The 23239-nt window shown below is 70.1% G+C and carries 20 protein-coding genes and 1 tRNA gene; 6 read left to right on the top strand and 15 right to left on the bottom strand.

Going from position 1 to position 23239, the window contains the following annotated elements:
- The first annotated feature begins 20 nt into the window (after positions 1-20).
- Entirely contained in the window at positions 21-2207 is a 2187-nt protein-coding gene (locus ITJ66_RS08120; RefSeq protein WP_194644329.1) for a hypothetical protein, read from the top strand.
- Between the two features lie 102 nt (positions 2208-2309).
- The gene (locus ITJ66_RS08115) at positions 2310-2747 is read left to right on the top strand and encodes a hypothetical protein (RefSeq protein ID WP_194644328.1); all 438 of its coding nucleotides are present in this window, start codon (positions 2310-2312) and stop codon (positions 2745-2747) included.
- Between the two features lie 57 nt (positions 2748-2804).
- On the opposite strand, the gene ITJ66_RS08110 is transcribed toward ITJ66_RS08115, so the two are convergent.
- From ITJ66_RS08110 to ITJ66_RS08075, 8 genes are all read right to left on the bottom strand, one after another.
- Positions 2805-3116, bottom strand: coding sequence for a rhodanese-like domain-containing protein (locus ITJ66_RS08110; RefSeq protein WP_194644327.1), 312 nt, complete (start codon positions 3114-3116; stop codon positions 2805-2807).
- Between the two features lie 275 nt (positions 3117-3391).
- Positions 3392-3646, bottom strand: coding sequence for a hypothetical protein (locus tag ITJ66_RS08105; RefSeq protein ID WP_138946673.1), 255 nt, complete (start codon positions 3644-3646; stop codon positions 3392-3394).
- A 71-nt stretch (positions 3647-3717) separates the two neighbouring features.
- Positions 3718-3933: an Lsr2 family protein gene (locus tag ITJ66_RS08100; RefSeq protein WP_064296464.1), complete on the bottom strand. Its 216-nt coding sequence runs from the start codon at positions 3931-3933 to the stop codon at positions 3718-3720.
- A gap of 36 nt (positions 3934-3969) precedes the next feature.
- Positions 3970-4043, bottom strand: a tRNA-Leu gene (locus ITJ66_RS08095).
- Between the two features lie 102 nt (positions 4044-4145).
- Positions 4146-5681, bottom strand: a complete 1536-nt coding sequence (locus ITJ66_RS08090) for an NAD(P)/FAD-dependent oxidoreductase (protein WP_194644326.1) — start codon at positions 5679-5681, stop codon at positions 4146-4148.
- Between the two features lie 66 nt (positions 5682-5747).
- On the bottom strand, positions 5748-6989 hold the full coding sequence (locus ITJ66_RS08085; RefSeq protein WP_370582591.1) for a S8 family serine peptidase: 1242 nt from the start codon (positions 6987-6989) through the stop codon (positions 5748-5750).
- A gap of 101 nt (positions 6990-7090) precedes the next feature.
- Positions 7091-7612 (bottom strand): DUF501 domain-containing protein, encoded by a 522-nt coding sequence (locus ITJ66_RS08080; RefSeq protein ID WP_124768964.1) that lies wholly within the window; start codon positions 7610-7612, stop codon positions 7091-7093.
- A gap of 38 nt (positions 7613-7650) precedes the next feature.
- Positions 7651-8100 (bottom strand): septum formation initiator family protein, encoded by a 450-nt coding sequence (locus tag ITJ66_RS08075; protein WP_161578538.1) that lies wholly within the window; start codon positions 8098-8100, stop codon positions 7651-7653.
- A 163-nt stretch (positions 8101-8263) separates the two neighbouring features.
- Between ITJ66_RS08075 and ITJ66_RS08070 the strand changes: the two genes are divergently transcribed.
- Entirely contained in the window at positions 8264-8512 is a 249-nt protein-coding gene (locus ITJ66_RS08070) for a hypothetical protein (protein WP_161578539.1), read from the top strand.
- Here ITJ66_RS08070 and eno read toward each other — a convergent pair.
- The 7 genes from eno to mfd all read right to left on the bottom strand — a co-directional run bounded on the left by eno (position 8502) and on the right by mfd (position 19246).
- On the bottom strand, positions 8502-9782 hold the full coding sequence (eno, locus tag ITJ66_RS08065) for a phosphopyruvate hydratase (protein ID WP_056007454.1): 1281 nt from the start codon (positions 9780-9782) through the stop codon (positions 8502-8504). The genes ITJ66_RS08070 and eno overlap by 11 nt on opposite strands.
- 116 nt (positions 9783-9898) lie before the next feature.
- Complete coding sequence (locus ITJ66_RS08060; protein ID WP_137242003.1) at positions 9899-10828, bottom strand: endonuclease/exonuclease/phosphatase family protein; 930 nt, start codon at positions 10826-10828, stop codon at positions 9899-9901.
- Positions 10829-11039: 211 nt separating this feature from the next.
- Positions 11040-12347, bottom strand: coding sequence for a histidine--tRNA ligase (gene hisS / locus ITJ66_RS08055; protein ID WP_194644324.1), 1308 nt, complete (start codon positions 12345-12347; stop codon positions 11040-11042).
- A 62-nt stretch (positions 12348-12409) separates the two neighbouring features.
- The gene (locus ITJ66_RS08050; protein ID WP_370582590.1) at positions 12410-13078 is read right to left on the bottom strand and encodes a MazG family protein; all 669 of its coding nucleotides are present in this window, start codon (positions 13076-13078) and stop codon (positions 12410-12412) included.
- Entirely contained in the window at positions 13075-14526 is a 1452-nt protein-coding gene (locus ITJ66_RS08045; RefSeq protein ID WP_192005277.1) for an aldehyde dehydrogenase family protein, read from the bottom strand. The genes ITJ66_RS08050 and ITJ66_RS08045 overlap by 4 nt, the downstream gene beginning before the upstream one ends.
- 77 nt (positions 14527-14603) lie before the next feature.
- Complete coding sequence (locus ITJ66_RS08040) at positions 14604-15548, bottom strand: alpha/beta fold hydrolase (protein WP_194644323.1); 945 nt, start codon at positions 15546-15548, stop codon at positions 14604-14606.
- An 86-nt stretch (positions 15549-15634) separates the two neighbouring features.
- Positions 15635-19246 (bottom strand): transcription-repair coupling factor, encoded by a 3612-nt coding sequence (mfd, locus tag ITJ66_RS08035; RefSeq protein ID WP_194644322.1) that lies wholly within the window; start codon positions 19244-19246, stop codon positions 15635-15637.
- A 124-nt stretch (positions 19247-19370) separates the two neighbouring features.
- Here mfd and folP point away from each other — a divergent pair, with 124 nt between their 5' ends.
- From folP to ITJ66_RS08020, 3 genes are all read left to right on the top strand, one after another.
- Entirely contained in the window at positions 19371-20303 is a 933-nt protein-coding gene (gene folP, locus ITJ66_RS08030; protein ID WP_137242007.1) for a dihydropteroate synthase, read from the top strand.
- Between the two features lie 22 nt (positions 20304-20325).
- Positions 20326-21078 carry a pyrimidine reductase family protein gene (locus ITJ66_RS08025; protein WP_194644321.1) on the top strand — a complete coding sequence of 251 codons (753 nt, stop codon included), beginning with the start codon at positions 20326-20328 and terminating at the stop codon, positions 21076-21078.
- 112 nt (positions 21079-21190) lie between these two features.
- The gene (locus ITJ66_RS08020; RefSeq protein ID WP_194644320.1) at positions 21191-23233 is read left to right on the top strand and encodes an Ig-like domain-containing protein; all 2043 of its coding nucleotides are present in this window, start codon (positions 21191-21193) and stop codon (positions 23231-23233) included.
- Positions 23234-23239 lie beyond the last annotated feature (6 nt).

Raw genomic sequence — 23239 nt, 5'->3', positions numbered from 1 at the left:
ATCTTGGGGGAATGGAGACGGTGACCGGGGAACACGCGCGCGCAGGAAGAGGAGTCCGATCGAATCGCTCGATCGGACGCGTCGCGATCCTCCTCGCCGTCTTCCTCTCGGCCGGACTCTGGACGACGACCGTCGCGGGTCCTGCATCAGCGACGCCCGAGCCGCTCCCCACCCCGAGCGAGAGCGCTGCAACGCCGACCCCACCGCCACTCGACGGTCCGACCATCACGAGTCCCGGCTCCGGTTCCTTCATCGGCAGCGGCAGCACCACGGTCACCGGGACGAAGGACGCCGGCACGGGCGTCCAGCTGCAGGTCGGCGACGGTCTCGAGCCGGTCTGCATCCTGCCGCAGGACGACAGCACCGACTGGTCCTGCACGATCGACCTGCCCGACGGCGGCGGACTGCTCATCACCGCCGTGGAGGTCGGCAGCCCGGAGACGCTCTCCGCACAGATCTCCGTGTCCGCGCTCGGACCGCCCACCATCACCGAGGGGACGCCGAGCAACGGCGGCGTCCGCGGCACCGCCTACCCCGGGGCGACGGTGACGGTCCGCGCCGACTCCGGTGCCACCTGCAGTTTCGCGGCGGACAGCTCCGGAAGTTGGTTCTGCGTGCTGGGCGAGCCGCTGCCGACCGGCGACCTGTCCGTGACGGCGACGCAGCAGGCGTCGTTCAGCGGCAATCAGCGCTCCGACGCGTCCGCTCCGATCGTGCTCACCATCGACCGCGACGCTCCGGCTCCGCCCGTGATGTCCTCACCGACGGCCGGACAGGCGATGCCGATCTCGGCGGCGAGCTACGCCGGCACCGGCGAGGAGGGCGCGACCGTCACGGTCTTCGCCGACTCGACGTCGGTCTGCACGGCGGTCGTCACCGGTGGCGCCTGGAGCTGCTCGGGCGGTGGCGTGCCGGCGGGCGCGCACGTCGTCCTGGCGATCCAGCAGGATGCCGCGGGCAACACGAGCGGGGCGAGTAGGGCGATCACCCTGACGTTCGGCGACGCATCGGCCACGCCCGCCACGCCGGCACCGTCCGCCTCCCCATCGCCGTCCGACGGCACCGAGCCCGCGCCCGCGCCCGGGGCACCCGCTCCGGGAACGCAGCAGCCGACCCCGTCGCCCAGCGGCGAACCGGTGCCCGGCGCCGCCCCACCCAGCGGCGGTGGCGGGCTCTGGTCGGGGACGACACCGTTCACGCAGACCCTCGCCTCCACGATCGACGGCCGCGGCCAGCCGGTCTGGTGGCTCGCCGCCCTCCTCGCCCTCGCTGCGGTGGCGCTCATCGCGATCCCGGCCCGACTCCTCGCGACCTCCATCGCCCCCTGGCGCGCCACGATCGCCGACCGTCGTCGTGCAGCGGTCACCGGGCGAAACCGACCGAGGGACGAGTTCGAGCGGGTCCCGTCGGTCCCGCTCCCGAGTCGCACAGCGCTGGCCGTCATCACCGCCGTGCTCGCGGCAGGCATCCTGATGTTCGCGCACCCCGTGAGCGGTCAGCCGGCGTATCTCCGACTGTGGTTCGCCTCGCTCGTCGCCGTGGTCGCGATCAACGTCGTGGGCCTGCTCGCGCAGCTCGTCGTCGCCCGTCGAGCCGGGCTGGGCTCGATGAGCGTCAGCGTCCGTGTCGGCGGACTGGTGACGGTCGGCATCGTCACCGCGCTCTCACGCCTCCTGGCTCTGCAGCCGGCTCTGCTCTTCGCGCTGCTGACCGAACTCCGGCCGACCCGGAGACCCGAAACGCATGAAGTCGGCTCGACAGCCTCGGTGGAGACCGATTCCGATGCCATCACGCCGCGCATCGCGGGCCGCCTCGCGCTGGCCCGGATCGCTGCGGCCGCCGGGCTCGGTTCGATCGCCTGGCTCGTGTCGGCGCTGGCCGGCGAGCCGAGCGGCGGTGCAGGCGCGATGCTCGTCGAGGCCGTGAACCTGACCGCGATCGCGGGGATCGGATCCGCGTCGATCGCGCTCCTCCCCCTCGGGCCGCTCGGTGGACGCGCCATGCTCGCCTGGTCGAGGCCGGTGTGGCTCGGCAGCGCATTCGTGGGCTTCACGCTGCTGTTCGGGCTCCTGGGCCCGACGGCGACGGTTCCGGGTGCGGGTGAAACGCTCGTCGGGCTCCTGCTGGGGTCGCTCGCCTTCGCGGCGGTCGGAGCTGGGACGTGGGCCTGGAACCGTCACCTCCGGCCGCTCATCGAGGCACGCTAGGCCACTCCGGCGACGGCGGTTGGGAACGGCCCTGCCCTACAATCGCGGTGAAGGCCACACACCGGGTCGAGAACCCGGTGCCGAGGTGCGGGAGGGTTCGGGATGTTCGGTTCGAAGAGGAAGCTCGACGATCTCATGGCGCAGCTCAGGCCTGACCTGAGTCGGGAAGCGCTGGGCGTCGGGCCCGCATTCCCCGGCGTCGCCCCGAATCCGGTCCTCAGCGGAGATGCTCGCAAGCGGAACGCCGAACTGCGTACGGGGACGCTGGCGCTCGGCGTCCTCGTCGACTGGCGGGAGGTCAACAACAATCCACGCCTGGTCCTGATGCTCGACGTGGAGACCGCCGACGGTGTGTCGTTCCGCGGGATCGCCGACGAGAGCTTCACGATCACTGAGCTCACCCGGCTCGCCCCCGGACAGACGTTGCCCGTGCGCTACCGCCCAGACGTCATGGACCACTACGTCGCCCTCGCGCGCGACGCGGATCCCGCCCTGGTGCAACAGCTCTCGGATGAGATCGCGAGACGCAAGCGGCGCTGATCCGATCGCCCGGGCGCCAGGGGACGCGACGATCGCGATCCGGTCGTCGGGGACGACTCAGCCGGCGTCGGTGGGACGCTCGACCGGCAGGCCGCTGGCAGCCCACTCGGAGATACCCCCGGTGACGTTCACGGCGTCGTAGCCCTGCTGCTCGAGGTAACCCGTGACGCGGGCACTGCGGCCGCCGGAATGGCACATGACGTACACGGTCTCTTCGCGGGGCACCTCGTCGAGGTGATCGAGGAAGGACGACATCGGCAGGTGTCGGGCACCGGGCACGCTGGCGACGGCGACCTCGTCGGCTTCGCGGACGTCGATGATGACGGCCTGCTCGAGCTTGCTCAGTTCGGTGGGGGTGATCTCCTGCATCGTTTCAGCCTACCGTCGAGGACGTGCCGCCGGGCCGGAAGATGCGGCAGGCAAGCGTGAGGGCGAGGTAACCCGAATACCTCGCCCTCACTTGAGGCGTCTAGCAACCGGTCGACCAAGAAGCTTGCGGCTTCCGGGACCGGCTCACGGGTGACGCCCCCACCTCGAAGGTAGCGGACTCGAGGCACCTTGCGTGACGCAACACCGCCGTGTCGCGTCCGCGTCGTCGGTTTTGTGCACCCCGTTCAGGGGTCAACGCCCGAGGCATCGTTGTCTCAGTGCGCGCTGTCGGGGTCGCGAGGGATGTGGAGCTCACCCGGGTCCACGTCGACGTCGCCGGTGTCATCCGGACCACCGGTGCCGGGGGCGACGTTGATCATGCCGGAGGCGATGTCGGGATCGCGGACGACGGGCTGCCCGTCGTCCTGCTTGGCCGCAGTCTCCGCCTCGCTGGAAGGGCTGTACGTGCGGTCCTTGCTCGTCTGCTCGTCGTCGTTCAGTGCGTGGTCGTGGTCGCTCGGAGTACTCATGCTGAGCACGCTAGTCGCGCTGCCACGCCCGGCAGGGACCCTTGCAGGATCGAGGCGAACGTGCAGACCACTCAGTGCAGGCGGCGGAGCGATGCCGACGCGATGACAGGTCGCGCGGCCTCGACGTACGACGCCAGCGTCTCGCGCAGTGCCGCCGCGTTGTCGTCGGTCAGGTCGATCTCGTAGTTCTCGCCGTCGATACCGAACCGGACCGTCTCCCCCAGCCCGCGTGGGATGTCGGAACCGTCGAGGTCGTCGACGAGCGTCGTGATCGTGCGGGTAGCCATGCGTCCATCCTTCCATGCGGGAGGCGGTACGCGTCGTACCCCCGGTGGGGTTCGAACCCACACTGCGGCGATTTTAAGTCGCCTGCCTCTGCCAATTGGGCTACGGGGGCGTGCACCTCATCGTATCGAGGCGTCGAACGCCGAGAGGCGCATGCCCCGGCGGACCGGATGACATGCGCCTCTCGAGGAACGGAGCTGGGCTCCGGACCGGACTACTTGTTCGCGCTGACTTCCTCAGCAGGCGTCGCGTAGGCCTGCTCGTCGTCGGCACCGGTCGGGGCGCCGGTGCCGGCAGGCGCCTCGGCGGCTGGCGCTGCGGCCTCGGCCGGGGCGGCCTTCGGCTTGCGCTTCACGGGAGCCTTGCGAGCGGGCTTCTCAGCGGCTGCGGGAGCCGCCGGAGCTGCCGCGGGGGCCGCAGCGTCCGCCGGGGGCTTCGGGCGAGACGCGAAGGTCTCGAAGGCCTCACGCGGCGTCTGCACGGCCGACAGGGAGACGATGTCGCGTCCCAGCCAGAAGTTGTTCCACCAGCCACCGAACACGCGGAACTTGCGCTCGAAGCTCGGCATGGCCAGCCCGTGGTACCCACGGTGCGCGAACCAGGCCGGAAGGCCCTTGATCGCGAGGTTGCCGGACTGGAAAACGCCGACGCCGATGCCGAGACCGGCGACCGCACCCATGTTCTTGTGGAAGTAGTTCTTCGGCTCCTCGCCGCGGAGGACCGCGGTGATGTTCTTCGCGAGGAGCTTGCCCTGACGGACGGCGTGCTGAGCGTTCGGCACGCAGAAGCCACCGACGCCACCACCGCTGAGGTCGGGGACGGCGGAGACGTCGCCGGCCGCCCAAGCGCCCTCGACGATGTCGTCGTCGGTGCCGACGCGGAGGTCGGCGCGGGTCTTGATGCGTCCGCGCTCCTCGACGGGGAGGTCGCCACCACGGACGACGCCCGGGTTCGCCATGACACCGGCGGTCCAGACGATGAGGTCGGACTCGAACGACTCACCGGTCGAGAGCTCGATCTTGCCGTCGACCGCCGACTGCAGCTGGGTGTCGAGGTGCACGAGCGCGCCGCGCTCGGCCAGGTTCTTGAGGACCCAGTGGCTCGTCTCGATCTTGACCTCGGGCATGATGCGACCCATGGCCTCGATGAGGTGGAAGTGCGTGTCCTCGAAGGAGAGCTGCGGGTAGAACTTCAGCAGCGAGCTCGCGAACGAACGCAGCTCGGCGAAGACCTCGATACCGGCGAAGCCGCCACCGACGACCGTGAAGGTCAGCAGGCGGTCGCGCTCGGGCCCGGCCGGCAGGTTCGCGGCCTTGTCGAAGTTGGAGAGCACGCGGTCGCGGATCGCGACGGCCTCTTCGATGGTCTTGAGACCGATCGCGGTGTCGGCGACACCGGGGATCGGGAAGGTGCGGGAGACGGCTCCGGCGGTGACGACGATGATGTCGTAGTCGACCTCCCAGGGCTCACCGACCTCGGGCGTGATGGTCGCCTTCTTCTCGGCGTGGTTGATGCCCGTGACCTTGGCGGTGATCACGTTGGTGTGCTTCAGGTGGCGACGCGGCGAGACGACCGCGTGACGCGGCTCGATGGAACCGGCGGCGACCTCCGGCAGGAAGGGCTGGTAGGTCATGTAGGGCAGCGGGTCGACCATGGTGACTTCGGCCTCACCACGACGAAGCTGCTTCTCGAGCTTCCATGCGGTGTAGAACCCGGCGTAACCACCACCGACGATCAGAATTTTGGGCACGGCGAACGATCTCCTACGTCAAGACGATTGGTTCAGATGAGTGTCTGAGAATATCGGAACAGAGTACTACTTCTGCAGCACCCGCTTGAAATGCCTGGTAGCGCCTATGACACCGAGCGTGACCAGGCTACCAGTTCCGAGGAGGAGCGCCAGTGGCAGCGAGCCGTAGAGCAGGGTGCTCGGCGTCGGGAGGAACGGGTTCGCGCGCACCTCGACGGCCTCGTTCTCCGGGATCGCCGGGGGTACCGGCTCCGGTGTCGGCGACGGCTGCTCGGCACCCGGATCGGGATCGGGGACCTGCGGTGCCCGTCGGTAGAGCGTGATCCAGTCGGACAGCTGCTGCTCCGGCGAGGTCGCCGCCGGACCGACGGAACCGCTGACCGCCTTCGCGGCGTCGATGAGTCCTGCACCGTAAATGGGGCTCTGCGCGGAGTCGCCCACCTGCTTCGCCGTTGCCGTCACGCGCTTGATGGCGTCGGCGGCGCTGAGCTCCGGCCAGGCGGAGCGGACGAGGGCCACGAGTCCGGAGACGATCGGCGCCGCCCCGCTCGTCCCCTGCCACTGCACGTAGGACCCGGCGGGCGTCACCCCGACGAGTTGCTCGCTCGGCGCAGCGACGGCGATCGTGATGCCCTGGCTCGAGGCGTCGAAGCTCGCCGACCCCGCGCGGTCGACACCGGCGACGGTCAGCACACCCGGGATCGTCGCCGGAGCACCGACCTCGACCGTCCCGCTCCCCCGGTTACCCGCTGCAGCCACCACGACGACGTCGTGCGAGAAGGCGTAGAGGAAGGCGTCGTCCCAGCTCGTCGGCCAGTCGAGGCTGTTGCGCGTCAGCGACATGTTGATGACGTCGGCGCCGTTGTCCACCGCCCACCGGACGGCGGTCGCGATCTGATCGTCCCAGGGGACGACGGCCGACCCGTCGGAGCCGAACCCGACCGAGACGGAGAGCAGGCGCGCTTCTGGCGCCACACCGATGACCCCGGCACCGCCCGTGCGACCACGTCCGGCGATCATCGAGGCGACCAACGTCCCGTGCTCGCTCCCCTCGGAGCCCACCGGTGTCCGGCCGTCGGGACTCCCGAGCCCGGAGACGTCGACGCCACCCGCGACCGCACCGGTCAACTCCGCAGGACCGCTCGCGATGCCGGTGTCGATCACGGCGACGGTGACACCGGCGCCTTTCGTCGTCTCCCACGCCGTCGTGAAGCCGTAGTCGCCGAGCCAGTACTGCATGTCGCGCACCGTGTCCGCCGACGCCGGGAGCGCCTGCGTCCCCACGAGCAGGAACGCCAGGATCACCACGGACAGCGCCGACAGCGCACCTCGGAGGCCGCGCGGACGACGACGGTCTCCGCGTCGCGGACCGTCACTCCCCCACAGGCGACCCCCGTCGCGTGCGGGGCCTATCCCTGCCCCGCCTGGCCGTCCGCGCATGCGCACACCTCGGGGCTCCAGCTCGCGCGGTCGAGCGCGAGGTCGCCGATGGGGTTGACGCCCGGACCAGCCGCGAGGGCGTGGCCGACGAGCGCGTGGAGGCACTTGACCCGCACCGGCATACCTCCGGCGGAGATCCCGTCGATCTCGGCGACCTCGGCGATGGAGGTGCGGTCGGCGAGGTAGGCCGTGTGTGCGGTGGCGTAGTCGGCGCGGACCGCTTCGTCCTCGGCCAAGAGCTCGTTGTACTCGTTCATCACCTGGGTCGCCTCGAGCGAGGAGACCGCAGCCGTGGCGGCCGGGTGGGTCAGGTAGTAGAACGTGGGGAACGGCGTGCCGTCGGCCAGGCGAGGAGCGGTGGAAACGACCGTCGGGGCGCCGCAGACACAGCGCGCCGCGATGCCGACGACGTTTCGGGCCGGGCGTCCCAGTTGCGCCGACACGATCTCGACGTCGCGCTCGGAGACGGGGCCGAAAGGAGGGGTGCTCATGGTTCCATTATCGCCGGGTTCACCACTGCGTCCGGACGTCAGCCGCCGGCGGGAGGCGTCGTCTGCGTGGGAACGGGGGTGTCGGTCGCGACGGGGGCCGGCGAGTAGCCGGTGGCGACGAGCGAGGACAGCAGACCGTCGAGCCAGTCGGACTGCGAGTCGACGAGCGTGTCGCTCACGGGTGTCTCGGTGGTGGGCAACGAGGCCGGGTCGACGTCGTTGATGATGATGTAGCTGACCTCGCCGGGCAGGGCGTAGAACAGGCGGTCGCGTGCCTGCGTCATGACGTAGCTCTGGTCGTTCCAGCGCTCGCGTTCGGCCTGCTGCGCGTCCACCTTTTTCTGGGTGTCGGCGACACCGGCCTCCAGCGCGGCGATCTGCTGCCGCTGCTCGAGGAAGGTCTTGAGGTTCGGCGCCAGGACGACGACCCCGAGCACGAGGATCCCGAGGAGCAGGACGCTGAACCCGGACAGTCGCAGACTCCGCAACCAGCCGCCGGCGTCCGACTGGCGTGCCGGGGCGGTCCGTGTCGAGCCGGTCCGCGAGCGCGGTGCCGAGGAACCGGCCGACGCGGATCGCGGTGCCTTCGTCGTCGACCGCGGGGCTGTGCCTGCGGAGCGCGCGGGCTTCGCGGTGGCTCCAGTCGGGCGCTTGGACGACGAGGAGGCGCGCTTGGAGGAGGCATCCGCGGAGCTCGATCGGGGCTTCGACGTCGGTCGTTGCTTCGACGAGCCGGAGGACGAGGAGGACGCTGCTCCGCTGCCGGACGGCGTGGGCTTCGACTCGCCGCCGGCCGGCATCGATGGCTTCTTCACAGGCGCCTCCCGCACACGACGAAGGCTCTCAGGGGTGCCGATCGGCACCCCTGAGAGCCTTCAGGTGACGATGCTTAGGCGGTGAACCGGGGGAAGGCGCTGCGGCCGGCGTAGACGGCTGCCTGGCCCAGCTCCTCTTCGATCCTCAGCAACTGATTGTACTTCGCGACCCGCTCGCTGCGCGCAGGCGCACCGGTCTTGATCTGGCCCGCGTTCGTGGCGACCGCGAGGTCGGCGATCGTGGTGTCCTCGGTCTCGCCGGAGCGGTGCGACAGGATCGTCGTGTAGCCGGAGCGCTGCGCGAGGGAGACCGCGTCGAGCGTCTCGGTGAGCGTCCCGATCTGGTTGACCTTGACGAGCAGCGAGTTCGCCGCACCCTTGGCGATGCCGTCGGCGAGACGCTTCGGATTCGTGACGAACAGGTCGTCTCCGACGATCTGGACCTTGGAGCCGAGCTCGGGGGTGAGGTGGGCGTAGCCCGCCCAGTCGTCCTCGGCCAGCGGGTCCTCGATGGTGATGAGCGGGTAGTTCGCGACGAGGTCGGCGTAGTACGCGGTCATCTCGGTGCTGTTGAGCGCCTTGCCCTCGAACTGGTACGCGCCCTCCTTGTAGAACTCGCTGGAGGCGACGTCGAGGCCGAGCGCGATGTCGGTGCCGACCGTGAAGCCGGCCTGCTCGATGGCCTCGACGATGAAGTCGAGGGCCGCACGGTTGTGCTCGAAGTCGGGGGCGAAGCCACCCTCGTCGCCGAGGCCGGTCGCGAAGCCCTTCGACTTCAGCAGGCCCTTGAGCGTGTGGTACGTCTCGGTGCCCCAGCGGAGCGCCTCACGGAAGCTCGGAGCGCCGATCGGGAGGATCATGAACTCCTGGATGTCGACGCCGGTGTCGGCGTGCGAGCCACCGTTGATGATGTTCATCATCGGGACCGGGAGGACGTGGGCGTTGGCGCCGCCGACGTAGCGGTAGAGCGACAGGTCTGCGGAGTCCGCAGCGGCACGGGCGACCGCGAGGCTCGCACCGAGGATCGCGTTCGCGCCCAGGCGGCTCTTGTTCTCGGTGCCGTCGAGCTCGATCATGGTGTGGTCGACGAGGCGCTGGTCGTCCGCCTCGATGCCCTCGAGTGCCGGGCCGATCTCGTCGAGGACGGCGTCGACCGCCTTCTCGACACCCTTGCCGAGGTAACGCGCGGCATCGCCGTCACGCAGCTCGTACGCTTCGAACGCACCGGTCGATGCGCCGGACGGGACTGCTGCACGGCTGACCGTGCCGTCTTCCAGGAGCACCTCGACCTCGACGGTCGGGTTGCCTCGGGAGTCGAGAATTTCGCGAGCGCCTACTGCCTCGATGAGTGCCACTGATGTTCTCCTTGTGGGGATTGGGACGTGGGACGGGTACGACGGCCGCCCGCGCTCAGTCTAGTGACATCGGCTGAACGGGCGCAGAGCCGCGGATCGTCGCCCGAGGCGCGCGGTCAGCGGTCGAGCCGGAAGCTCGACACGATGCCGTGGTGGTCGCTGCCCTCGGCGTCGCCGACGGCGTTGTGGGTCGCGGTCATGCCGCGGACGAAGACGTGGTCGAGTCGCATGAGCGGTGTCCCGGCCGGCCAGGTGAGTCCGAAGCCGCCCTCACTCTGATTGGGCTCCGACACCTCGCTCTGGAGTGCGGCGAGCGCCCGGTCGGAGGCGGAGGCGTTGAAGTCGCCCATGACGACTATCCGATCGCGGGTGTTCGCCGCGACGGTGTCGGCCAACTCCGCGAGCATCACGTCCCGTTCGGCGTGCGCACCCGGACGCGCGGAGTCGGCGTGGATCACGTAGACGCTCACGGCTCCGGACGGGGTGTCGACGACGGCGTTGATCGCCCGGTACCAGTCGAGGCCGAGCTTCAGCCCGACCGAGTCGGCGATCGGATAGCGGCTCCAGAGACCCACCGTCCCCGTGAGCACGGAGTACGGGTACTGCTCGTCGAGCGTCGCGGCGAGCGGTTCGCGGTCGTGGTCCTCGATCTCCTGGAGCGCGATGAGATCCGCCCCACTGGCCTGGAGGGAGGCCGCGATGACCGCGGGATCGCCCTCCGGCCCGAGGTTCTGGCTGGCGACCGTGAGGGAGGCCTCGGCCGGGACCGCCGAACGTGCGTCACCCATGGGGACGACGCCGGGGCCGAACAGGAAGGCCCAGACGAGCGTCGGCGCGAGGAGACCGATGACGGCACCCGGCGTGCGGGCGACGAGGAGGACGAGGAAGAGCACCGGCAGCACGACCCATGTCCACGGCAGGGCGTTGTCCCAGACGAGTCCGAGGCCGAGGATGTCGGGGACGAGGGCGTGGGCGGCCGTCAGCAGGGCGAGCGGGACACCGACGGCCAGCGCGAGCGTGGTCGCCCGGCGCCGTACGAGGCTCACCCGGCGGCGCGTGGGACCGGTCGACTCCGGCGCGCGCCGAGGGCGCGCTGCAGGGGCCATGACGCTCATCGGGGGAACCAGTTCTTCGATCGGGGGCAGAGCGGACGGATCGATCGAGGGAGGCGATCCGGCCGAATGCTCCATCCTGCACCGACGAGCTGGGCAGCGGCTCGGAAGCGCGCCGAGGAGCGCGAAGCGGGTGCGGGAATCGTCAGTCGAGCGCTTTGAACTCGAGCGACTCGAGGGTCGAGTCGGCCGAGACGAACGCGAAGGCTCCGAAGCCGTCTGCCGACACGCGGTCGAGGAGGGCCTTGAGGTTCTTCACGCGGGCTTCGAGGCGCACCCGACGCCCCTGGGCGACGAGCTTGGCCTTCAACGCCACGAGCGTCACGGGAGGCACGTCGCGGTCGTGCACGAGCACGACGGCATCCGCGGCCGCGCCCGCGGGGAGCTCGATGAGGTCGACGATGCGCTCGAAGCCGATCGAGAACCCGACCGCCGGCACGTCCTGGCCGAGGAAACGCCCGATCATGCCGTCGTAGCGACCGCCGCCGCCGAGCGAGTACCCGAGGTCGGGGTGCGCGATCTCGAAGATGGCGCCCGTGTAGTACCCCATGCCCCGCACCAGGAAGGGATCGAACACGAGCGGGTTCGCGAAGGGGTCGGCCGGCTGACCCTGGAGGGACGTGGCCGCGGCGACGGCCTTCCCGAGTGCGTCGAGCTCCGCGACGACGGCGTCGTCGGCACCGAGCGGCAGCGCCTTGCGGATCGCCCGCTCGCCGAAGGTGTTGAACTCCATCGTCTGTGGACGGGAGAAGAAGGCCTCGAGCGCGTCGACGGCGGTGGCGTCGACGCCACGGTCGCGCAGTTCGGCGACCACGCCCTGCTGACCGATCTTGTCGAGCTTGTCGATCGTGATGAGCACCTGCGCGTGCTCGTCGGCAGGGAAGCCCAGCGACTCGAGCATGCCGATGAGGAGTCGGCGGTCGTTGATCCGCACGCTGCAGCCGGTGATGCCGAGCTCCGCGAGCGCACCGAGGGTCGCGATGATGAGCTCGGTCTCGGCGAGGTTCGACGACTCTCCGATGATGTCGATGTCGCACTGCACGAACTGGCGGTACCGGCCCTGCTGCGGCCGTTCGCCGCGCCAGACCGGCGCGATCTGGATCGAGCGGAACACCGGCGGGAGCTCAGCCCGGTGCGTCGCGTAGAACCGGGCAAGCGGCACGGTGAGGTCGAACCGCAGGCCGAGGTCGGTGAGTTCGGTCTGGTTGTCCGCCGCGGCCACGATGGCCTCCGGGGTGAGCTTGCGCCGGAGGATGTTGAACGCCATCTTCTCGTTGTCACCGCCGAGCCCGGAGTGCAGCCGGTCGTACTCCTCGACCACCGGCGTCTCGATCTCGTCGAAACCGTGCGCGGTGAAGACCCGACGGATGGTGCCCAGCGCGTGCTCCCGACGGGCCTTGTCGGCGGGGAGGAAATCGCGCATGCCGCGCGGCGGGTTCACTGGAGCTGCCATGCCTCAATTCTGGCATGGCGGGGAACCGGCACCGTGAGCAGGCGCCCGGCGACCCCCCTCGCTCAGCCGTCGGTCGGTGACGCCACCGGACGCTCGGCGTCCTGCACTCGCGCGCTCAACCGACGGACGGCACCCCGGAGCGCCCGTTCCGCGTCGAGCCCGTTCGCCCGTGCTGCAGCGACCACGGCGAGGAGCTGCTCCCCCAGGGCGTCCTCGTCGTCCACGACATCAGCGTCGACCGTCGGGCCCACCCCGAGCGGCACGGCCCTGCCCAGCACCTTGTCGGCGAGGGCGAGCGACGGCATCCCCTGCGGGATCCCCTCGAGCGCGCTACTGCGCTTCGCCTTCTCCTCGGCCTTCGCAGCGTTCCAGACGCGCACCACGTCCTCCGGCGTCGGCGCTGCTTCGTCGCCGAACACGTGCGGATGACGGTGGACCATCTTGCGGGTGACGGCCTCGGCGACGTCGTCGAAGTCGAACGGCGCATCGGCGTCACGGGACGCGATCTCCGCGTGGAAGACGACCTGCCACAGCACGTCGCCGAGTTCCTCGACGAGTTCGTCGCGCGTCCCGGCCTCGACCGCTTCGACGAGCTCGTAGCTCTCCTCGATGAGGTACGGCACGAGCATGTCGTGGTCGATGCCCTGCGTCCAGACGCAACGGTCGCGGATCTGCCGCATGGCGTCGACGAGGCGCTCAGCGGAGGTGTCGCCGACGGGCTCGCTGCTCACCGACGGGCTCCCCACGGGCGGCGGTCGTCGGTGCTGCCGGTCTTCGAGATCAGTCGCGCGATCCGGTCGCGCGCTTCGGTGAAGGGCGGGTAGACGAGCGACAGCGTGTCCGGGGACAGCGGCTTGGAGAACACCGCCTTCGCGTGACTGAACGTGTCGAAGGAATGGCGACCGTGATACGCGCCCATTCCGCTGGCCCCGACACCGCCGAACGGCAGACCCGGCACGAGGAGGTGCGCGGCCGGCACGCCGAACGCCAACGCGCCCGAGGAGGTGTCGCGCGTGAACCGCTTCCGCGTGGCGCGGTCGTCGCTGAAGACGTAGAGCGCGAGCGGCTTCTCCCCCGCCCGGATGTGCGCGATGGCCTGTTCGAGGCCGGACACGTGGAGGATCGGCAGGATCGGACCGAAGATCTCCTCCTGCATGATCGACGCCGAAGCGTCGACGCCGTTCACGACCGTCGGGGCGATGTACCGCTCCGAGGCGTCGGCCCCTCCGCCCAGGGCCGGTTCGAGACCGTCGAGCAGACCGCTGACCCGGGCGAAGTGCTTGTCGGAGATGATGCGGCCGTAGTCGGCACTGTCGGCGGGGTTAGGGCCGTAGAGCGCCGCGATCGCGTCGCGCAGGTACGGGACGAGCCGATCGGCGACCGAGCGCGTCGCGAGCAGGTAGTCGGGGGCGACACAGGTCTGGCCGGCGTTCATGAGCTTGCCCCAGACGATCCGGCGGGCCGCGTCCGCGAGGTCAACGGTGTCGTCGACGTACACCGGCGACTTCCCGCCGAGTTCCAGGGTGATCGGGGTCAGATGTTCCGCCGCGGCCCGGGCGACGACCTTGCCCACGGCGGCTCCACCCGTGTAGAAGATGTGGTCGAACCGCTCGGCGAGGAGGGCGGTGGCGACCTCCGCATCGCCCTCGACCACCGCGACGGCACGGTCGTCGAGGTACTCCGGGAGGAGGCGCGCGAGTGCGGCGCTCGTGGCGGGGGCGAGCTCGCTCGGCTTCAGCAGGACCGCGTCACCCGCGGCGAGCGCCCCGATGACGGGACCGATGCAGAGCTGGACCGGATAGTTCCACGGGCCGATGACGAGGACGACGCCGACGGGCTCCGCCACGACCGATGCCGACGCCGGGGCGAGGGTGAGCGGCACCGCGACGCGTCGGGGCCGCACCCAGCGCTTCAGGTGCTTCAGCGTGTGGTCGATCTCGCCGACGAGGAGCCCGATCTCGGTGATCTGCGCCTCGGTGCCGCTCTTGCCCAGGTCGGTCGCCAGCGCCCGCTCGAGCTCGCCGCCGCGTTCGAGGAGCAGTTGCTTCAACGCACGGAGTTGGCGGAGCCGCCAGGCGACGGGCTTCGTGGTGCCGCGGTCGAAGGTCTGTCGGAGCCGGGCCACGGCGTCGGCCACGACCACCTTCGGCTCCTGCTTCGTCCGGATGCTGGTCGCCATGGGTTCCTCCGACTCGACGGGATCGTGGGCACCAGCATACGTCCGTCCGCAGGCCGACGGCCGGGCCCGGCGACCGGCTACCCGACGCCTGGAGCCGTGACGAAGCGGTCGACGTCCGCCGCGATCTCGCGGGACTTCGTGTGGTGCAAGTAGTGGTCGGCGTCGAGCGGCACGACCTCTCCTCGGTCGACGCTCGCAGCCTGCTCCTCATGGAGCGGCAGCCACCCCTCCACCGTCGGGTTGTCCCGCTGGGCGAAGAGCAGCACCGGGAGGTCTGCCGGGAAGGTCTTCCCCTTCGCCGCTCGGAAGTTCGCCGCGATGCGCGACATCTCGTCCGAGGACGTCGCACTCGAGGTGTTGCGCAGCGAGATCATCCCGAGCTGCTCACGCGTGTGCTGGTCGTACGGCGGATCCGGGTACGGGTCGCCCGACAGCGCCGTGACGAGCCGGGTGATGCCGAGTGCCTTCGCCGCACGCAGGGCGTCGACCGGCAGCGCGGCATCCATGCCCGGCTGATCGGGCACGCTGCTGTCGATGCCGACGAACGCCGTCACCTCGCCGCGGAACCGCTCGACGTAGTCCAGCGCATAGATTCCCGCGATGGAGTGCCCCATCAACACGTACCGGTCGATGCCGAGCCCGGCGACCGCCTCGTGGATCTCGGACACGATGTTCTCGGTCGTTCGCGGCACGTCGGTCTGGTCGCTCAGCCCGTATCCGAAGGGCTCGACCACGACCACCCGGTACGACGACGAGAGCTCCCCGACGAGCGGCGAGAAGTCGAGCACGGGCGAACCGGTGCCGAAGCCGGGCAGGAGGACGATCGTCTGATCACCCTCCCCCGTGATCGACACGTTCATGCGTTTGCCGTCGACCTCGACCCGCTGCCCGTACTCCTCGATGCGCGTGGCCTCAGAGGCCGATGCGGCGGTGTTGACGATGGTGGTCGTGAGGAGCCCGGCGAGCACGAGCGCGACGAGCGCTGCGATCCCGGTGAGGACGATGCGGAGGAACTTCTTCATCCCTCCACGCTAGGGATGGACGACGACCGTCGGATCGGCCGCGGGTACCGACGCTGTCGTCCCGCGGGCCCATCTGCGGCTGCCCGCTAGGACGACGTCGAGCCCTCCGGCAGCGGGTAGATCGCGTTCAGGAACTGCTGCACCCAGGCGATGAGGTCGGTGTCGGCCAGCGGTTCGTCGCCGACGCGCGGCAACGGCACGATGACGGTATTCGTCTGGGCCAGGTACTTCGCGCCGGGATACATGCGTCGCAGCCGCGTCTGGATGGAGTCGGGGAGGTCGGCGGGCGTGACCCGCAGGTTCGGTCCGACGGCGATGAGGTCGCTGAGTCCCGAGCGCTGCGCACGCTGACGGAGCCGCGACACGGCGATGAGCGTACTCACCTGCGCCGGCGGCTCGCCGTATCGGTCGGCGAGTTCGTCGATCACGAGGTCGATCTGGCCGTCCTTGGCCGCAGGTCCGGACGCGGCCGACAGCTTCTGGTAGGCCTCCAGCCGCAGCCGCTCGCTGTCGACGTACTCCTCGGGGATGTGTGCGTCGACGGGCAGTTCGAGCCGGAGCTCGGTCTGCCCTTCGGCGACGTCGCCACGGAAGGTGGACACGGCCTCGCCGATCATGCGCAGATAGAGGTCGAAGCCGACGCCCGCGATGTGGCCGGCCTGCTCGCCGCCGAGCATGTTGCCCGCGCCGCGGATCTCGAGGTCCTTCAGGGCGACCTGCATGCCGCTGCCGAGCTCGTTGTTCGCCGCGATGGTCGAGAGCCGGTCGTGGGCGGTCTCGGAGAGCGGCTTGTGCTCGTCGTACAGGAAGTACGCGTAGGCGCGCTCGCGACCGCGGCCGACGCGACCCCGCAGCTGGTGCAGCTGGCTCAGGCCGTACTTGTCGGCGCGGTCGATGATGATCGTGTTCGCGTTCGAGATGTCGAGGCCGGTCTCGATGATCGTCGTGCAGACGAGGACGTCGAAACGGCGCTCCCAGAAGTCGACCACGACCTGTTCGAGCGCGGCCTCGCCGAGCTGCCCGTGGGCGATGGCGATGCGCGCCTCGGGGACGAGCTCCGCGAGGTCCGCCGCGACGCGGCTGATGGACGAGACCCGGTTGTGCACGAAGAAGATCTGGCCCTCGCGCAGGAGCTCGCGCCGGATCGCCGCACCGACCTGCTTGCCGTTGTACGGACCGACGAAGGACAGGATCGGGTGGCGGTCCTCCGGTGGCGTCGCAAGCGTGGACATCTCCCGGATGCCGGTGACCGCCATCTCGAGCGTGCGCGGGATCGGGGTCGCGCTCATGGCCAGGATGTCGACGTTCGTCTTCAGCTTCTTGAGGGCGTCCTTGTGCTCGACACCGAACCGCTGCTCCTCGTCGATGATGACGAGGCCGAGGTCCTTGAAGTGCACCTTGTCGGTCAGCAGACGGTGCGTCCCGATGATGACGTCGACCGTGCCGTCGGCGAGTCCGGCGAGCGCCTCCCGCGCCTCCTTGTCGGATTGGAACCGGCTGAGCGGCCGCAGGTGCACGGGGAACCCGGCGAACCGCTCCTGGAAGGTCTCGAAGTGCTGCTTGACGAGCAGGGTGGTCGGCACGAGCATCGCGACCTGCTTGCCGTCCTGGACGGCCTTGAACGCGGCACGGACGGCGACCTCGGTCTTCCCGAACCCCACGTCGCCGGAGAGGAGGCGGTCCATCGGGATCTCGCGCTCCATGTCGGCCTTGACCTCGTCGATGGTCTGCAGCTGATCGGGGGTCTCCGCGAACGGGAACGCCTCCTCGAGCTCGCGCTGCCACGGGGTGTCTGGACCGAAGGCGTGCCCCTTCGACGCCATGCGCGCCGAGTAGAGCTTGACCAGCTCGACGGCGATGTCGCGGACGGCCTTGCGCGCCTTGCTCTTCGCCTGCGACCAGTCGCTGCCGCCCATCTTGCTGAGTTGCGGAGCCTCGCCGCCCACGTAGCGGGTGAGGAGGTCGAGCTGGTCCGTGGGGACGAGCAGCTTGTCGCCCGGGTAGCCGCGCTTCGAGGGTGCGTACTCGAGCACGAGGTACTCGCGGGTGCTCTTCACCGGGTTGCGTCCACCGCTCGAGACCTCGCGCCGGGTCATCTCGACGAACTTGCCGATGCCGTGGGTCTGGTGCACGACGAAGTCGCCGGACCGGAGCTGCATCGGGTCGACGACGTTCTTGCGTCGGGTGGCGAGCTTCTTGACCAGGCGCGAGTCGTACCCGGCGGTGCGTCCGTAGAACTCGGTCTCGCCGAGCAGCATGAGCTTCGACGTCTCCAGCTCGAAGCCGCCCTCGACGTCGGCCTGCAGCAGATAGGCGACCCCGGGCTCCGGGGCGGCCGGCAGCTCGTCGACCATGCGGGCCGCGATCTCGTGCTCGGCGAGGACGTCCGCCGCACGCTCGACGAGACCGACCCCACGGGCGGCGACGATGACCGTCCACCCCTCGCGGATGCGGTCGGCGACGTGTTCGATGGCGCCCTCGACGTTGCCGTGGAAGCTCGGCACGGTGTCGCCGTCGACCGTGACGGTGAGGAGCTCATCGAGTTCGAGGTGCTCCGGGAGCGTCTCGACGTCGGGGCCGGCGCGGAATCCGCTGAACGTCCACCACGGGTGGTCGGGCGCCGGCTGGCCGGGAGCGCTGAAGGTGACGGACTCCTTCAGGGCGCCCAGCGAGATGAAGTCGCCGGAGGCGAGGTCGATCGGCGCGTTCGCACCGACGGTCGCGGCGCTCCATGCGGCGGCGAGGAACTCGCGGTTCGTCTCGGCGAGGCTGATCGACCTCGTGACGACGCGCTCCGGTGAGACGACGGCGATGGCCGCTCCATCCGGCAGGTAATGGGTGATCGGGACGAGGCGGTCGACGAGGGCCGGGGAGAGCGACTCCATGCCCTCCACCGCGATGCCCTCCGCGATCTTCTCGAGGATCCCGGTGAGGCTCGGGAACTCGTGCTGCATCTCCGCGGCGCGCTGCCGGACGGCCGGGCTGAGGAGCAGCTCACGGGACGGCGGCAGTCGGATCGCGTCGACCGGCTCGGGCAGCGAACGCTGGTCGGCGACCGAGAACGCCCGGATGCCGTCGACCTCGTCGCCGAAGAACTCGACCCGGTACGGGTGGTCGGCGACCGGCGGGAAGACGTCGAGGATGCCACCGCGCAACGCGAACTCACCACGCCGCGACACCATGTCGACCCGGGTGTACGCGAGTTCGACGAGTCGCAGCGCGATCGCGGCGAGGTCGTGTCCGCGACCGCCCTGGACGAGCTCGATCGGAGCGGTCTCGGTGAGGTTGTCGGCCACGGGCTGCAGCGCGGCGCGCACCGACGCGACGAGGAGGAACGGCCGCTCCCCCGTCCAGGCGCCGAGCCGCCGCAGCGCCTCCAGGCGTCGGCCGACGATCTCGGCGCTCGGGCTGAGGCGCTCGTGTGGCAGGGTCTCCCAGGCCGGGAACTCGACGATCTCGGCCTCTGGCATGAGGTCGCTGAGCGCGGAGCGGAGCCGCTCGGAGTCGCGGCCGGTCGCGGTGACGACGAGGGCCGCCTGGGCGGCACCCTGCCGACCGCGCTCGTCCATGAGCGCCGCGAGGAGCGGTGCACGCAGCCCGTCGATCACGGAGAAGTCCGCGCTCTTGCCCGCGTACGCGAGGGCATCGTCGATCGTTGCGGCGCGCCGAAGCGCGTGAGTCAAACCCTGAAGCGTCACCGGGACAGCCTACGCCGAGCCACCGACACCCATGACCCCATCGCCCACCGGCCACCGCTGTCAATCGGCTGCGGACGACGCGTCACGCGGCATCCTCTCGCGCCGGACGCGTCATGATTGACCCATGACGAGCACGGAGCCCCGGTCAGACCGACACCCCGAACGGACCGGCGGCTTCCCGCTCCCCCCGATCCGCCAACCGATCCGCCGGATCGGAGCGCGGACGTTCGACTTCTCGAAGCAGGTCGCGGTCATGGCGATCATCAACCGCACCCCGGACTCCTTCTTCGACCAGGGCGCGACGTTCTCACTGGACCGAGCCGTCGACGCCGCCGTGACCGCCGCAGAACAGGGCGCCGACTGGGTCGACATCGGCGGAGCCAAGTTCGCCCCCGGGCCGGAGATCCCCACCGCCGAGGAGATCGACCGCGTGCTCCCCGTCGTGGAGGCGCTCGCCGCACGGAGCGACGTCGTCATCTCCGTCGACACCTTCCGCCCCGAGGTGGCGGCGGCCTGCATCGCGGCGGGCGCCTCCGTCATCAACGACACGACGGGGATCCACGACCCGGCGCTCGCGGACGTCGTCGCCGCGAGCGAGGCCACCCTCGTCATCACGCACAGTCTGGCCAGGCCGAGGCAGCCGCATCCCCGCCCCCATTACGACGACGTCGCCGGTGAGGTCGCCGCCTTCCTGGCGGCCCGCGTCGACCTCGCGCTCTCGCACGGCGTCCCCGAGTCACGGCTCATCGTGGACCCCGGGCACGACCTCAACAAGAACACCGTGCAGACGCTCGAACTCACCCGACGGTTCGACGAGATCGCCGCGCTCGGGCTGCCGACGCTCGCCGCGGTCTCCAACAAGGACTTCATCGGCGAGTCCCTCGACCGCCCGAAGTCGGAACGTCTCGAGGGGTCACTGGTGTCCGCTGCGGCGTGCATCCTCCTCGGCGCCCGCATCGTGCGGATGCACGCCGTGCCCGAGTCGATCGCGGCCGTGCGGATGACCGAGGCGATCCTCGGCTTCCGCGCACCGGTGGCGCCCGTCCACAACGTCTGATCCGGAACCCCCGAGGAGTCACATGAGCACCCCCAGCATCACGAGCCTGGTCCCCGCGCAGGACCGACCGCTGTCGGTCGACGAGCTCGTGGCGGCCTACACCGTCGAGGACCGCTCCGCCACGACCGTCCGCGTGAACTTCGTGACGAGCCTGGACGGTGGAGCGACCGTCGACGGCGTCTCCGGCGGCCTCGGCGGCCCGGCCGACAAGACCGTGTTCGACATCCTGCGTCGACTCTCCGACGTCGTGCTCGTCGGTGCCGGGACCGTACGCGACGAGGGCTACGGTGCCATGCGGCTCGACGTCGACGCCGCGACGTGGCGCGACGACCACGACCTCCCCCTGCACCCGGTGTTCGCGATCGTGTCGGGCTCGCTCGACCTCGATCTCCGCTCCGAGGTCTTCACCCAGGCACCGGTCCGGCCGCTCGTCGTGACGACCGACCGCGCCGACCCCGCGAAACGCGCGGCACTCGAGGCGGTCGCCGACGTGGTGGCGTGCGGCGACGAACACGTCGAACCGGCGCGTGTCGTCGAGACGCTCTCCGACCGCGGTCTGCGGCAGATCCTGTGCGAGGGTGGTCCGGCACTCTTCGGCTCGTTCATCGCCGCTGACGCCGTCGACGAACTCTGTCTGACGATCAGTCCGTCGCTCGTCGGCGGGGAGAGTGTCCGGGTCTCCGCGGGTCCCGCGTCCGAAGCACCGCGACCGATGCGGTTGCAGCACCTCCTGCGATCGGACGACCTCCTGCTCTCGCGGTACGTGCGCGCCTGAGCCGTCGGCTCCCATTTCATCGGACTTCCATCCCTCGATCGTCTGATATCCCAGAAGACCAGCACTGCTACGCTGGCGGCCTCCCCCATCCGATGATTTCTTGGGATGCTGCATGCGCGTTTCGACCAGCCCACTCCGTCCGATCCTGACCACGACACTCGTGCTGGCGGTCGGTTGGACCCTCTCGATGATCCAACCGGCACCGGCAGGAGCGACGGCCTCCGAGCCACCGACTGACGCAGCAGGTACTCCACGCGGTGAGGTCTTCCACGAGGACTTCGAACGCGCACCCGACACCGGTACGCCCATGTCGGTCCGCGACTACCTGGGCCGTTCGGACCTGCAATTCGACGCCGACGATTTCTGGACGGACCGAGCGGCGTGCAACGGCTTCATCCTGTCCGCCTCGATAACGGGCGCCGAGCCCGGTGACTGCCTGGACGTTCCGAGCGCCCTGGCGCACGTCCGAGCCCTTGCCGGGGTGCTGGGTATCCTCAACGGCACCGATCCGGGGACCAACTCCGCCGTTGCGGCCTATACCCAGACGAACGGTCCAGACGGCGCGGTCGAACTGGAGACGACCACACTGGTCCCACTCGCGACCGGTTCCGGCCGCTTCCTGACCGCCTCCGTGAACGTCGCATCCCTGAACTGCTTCGCAACGGTCCCGACCGCGCTGCAGCTCGCGCTGCGGACCCCCGACGGCGTCGAACACCCGGTGTCCGAGCAGGCGATCGACCCGTGCACGGATGACCGTGCCGATTCGTTCAGCCACGGCGGCGTCTCCGCTCGAGCCGGGCACTTCACCGCGGATGCCTCGATGCTGGTGGACGCGGCAGCGATCGGTGTCGTCATGCGCAACGAGCATGGCGGTGGATTCGGGAACGATCACGCTTTCGACGATCTGAGCATCATCGACGTGACCCCGACCCTCGATGTCGAGCTGTCGCAGGACACTGCTGTCGTCGGTGAGACGATCCGTCTCCGCTTCGTCGTGCGCAACACCCCGGATCTCGCCGCGAAGGCCGGTTGGTCCGTGCGGACGGCCTTGCCCGGTGGACTCGCGGTCGCCGCCGATCCGCGAGTGACCGCGAGCTGCTCGGCGGAGGTGACCGCTCCGGCGTCCGGGGCCGACATCGCGTTCACCGGCGACCTCGCGGCGGGCGAGGAGTCCTGCACGATCGAGGTCGACGCCACACCGGTCGCTCGCGGCGCACTGACCGTCGCCGTGGCGGGTGACGCCGTCCGCGGGCTCGACCTCGGCTCGCAGCCGGCCCTGACCGCCATCGACCGGGTCGCGATCGAGAGCCCGGCATCCGTCACCCTCGTGGAGTCCTCGCGACCGACCTCTGCCGGTACGGGCGAGCCGGGCGCCGACATCACCGTGCGCGACGGCGAGGGCCAGACCCTGTGTGAGACCACCGTGGACCCGTCCGGCCACTGGAGTTGCGTGAGCACCGTGACCGTCGAGTCCGGCGAGGCCATCGTCCGCGTGGAACAGACCGCCTCCGGGCTCAGCAGCACGGACGAGACCACCTACCGCTTGCTCGTCCCCGCGCTGGCCGTGGAGGGCACCGTCCGCCTCGAGATCCAGGGTGCCGATGGATCGTGGGTTCCGGTCGGGGGCGAGACCGTCACGACCGACCCCGGTGACCGCTTGCGCGTCATCGCGACGGTCACCAACACCGGCGAGAACGCGCTGGGCGACATCACCCTCGCGGAGACGCCGGACACCCGCCTCACCTGCAGCAGCGAGCTCATCGAGCCTGGTGCCTCGACGGTCTGCACCAGCACCGAGCCGCTCGTCCTGACACCCACCGCGCTCGACGTCGGCTCGTTCGCCCACACGTTCGAGGCGGTCCTGACCGGATACTCGCGCGCATCGGACCACGCCGCCACCGGGTCGGTGACCTCGGCCGACCCCGGTCGCCTGCCGCTCCCGGACGCACCCCGTGTCTCGACAGGGGCGCTCCACACCTCGCTCGGCATCGTGTGGCGGGTCGCGCCGCTCGAACCGCAGGCGCCGTTGGTCCGGACGGGAGCCGAGATCCCGCTCTCCATCGCGTTGCTCATCAGCGGACTGCTCCTGGTGGGCGCGGTGCTCGTCGGCGCCGGTGCGCGCCATGCCCGACGCGTCCGCTCACCGCTCGGCTGAGCGGGC

The organism is Plantibacter sp. VKM Ac-2885 (assembly GCF_015351205.1).
GTDB lineage: Bacteria > Actinomycetota > Actinomycetes > Actinomycetales > Microbacteriaceae > Plantibacter > Plantibacter auratus.
This window is presented reverse-complemented; position numbering and strand designations above follow the sequence as displayed.

Coding starts and splice junctions, on each gene's coding strand:
- ITJ66_RS08020 (WP_194644320.1), top strand. CDS start 21,191: ATGCGCGTTTCGACCAGCCCACTCCGTCCGATCCTGACCACGACACTC.
- folP (WP_137242007.1), top strand. CDS start 19,371: ATGACGAGCACGGAGCCCCGGTCAGACCGACACCCCGAACGGACCGGC.
- ITJ66_RS08100 (WP_064296464.1), bottom strand. CDS start 3,933: ATGGCTACCCGCACGATCACGACGCTCGTCGACGACCTCGACGGTTCC.
- hisS (WP_194644324.1), bottom strand. CDS start 12,347: ATGGCAGCTCCAGTGAACCCGCCGCGCGGCATGCGCGATTTCCTCCCC.
- ITJ66_RS08110 (WP_194644327.1), bottom strand. CDS start 3,116: ATGCAGGAGATCACCCCCACCGAACTGAGCAAGCTCGAGCAGGCCGTC.
- ITJ66_RS08115 (WP_194644328.1), top strand. CDS start 2,310: ATGTTCGGTTCGAAGAGGAAGCTCGACGATCTCATGGCGCAGCTCAGG.
- ITJ66_RS08080 (WP_124768964.1), bottom strand. CDS start 7,612: ATGAGCACCCCTCCTTTCGGCCCCGTCTCCGAGCGCGACGTCGAGATC.
- ITJ66_RS08045 (WP_192005277.1), bottom strand. CDS start 14,526: ATGGCGACCAGCATCCGGACGAAGCAGGAGCCGAAGGTGGTCGTGGCC.
- ITJ66_RS08025 (WP_194644321.1), top strand. CDS start 20,326: ATGAGCACCCCCAGCATCACGAGCCTGGTCCCCGCGCAGGACCGACCG.
- ITJ66_RS08105 (WP_138946673.1), bottom strand. CDS start 3,646: ATGAGTACTCCGAGCGACCACGACCACGCACTGAACGACGACGAGCAG.
- ITJ66_RS08040 (WP_194644323.1), bottom strand. CDS start 15,548: ATGAAGAAGTTCCTCCGCATCGTCCTCACCGGGATCGCAGCGCTCGTC.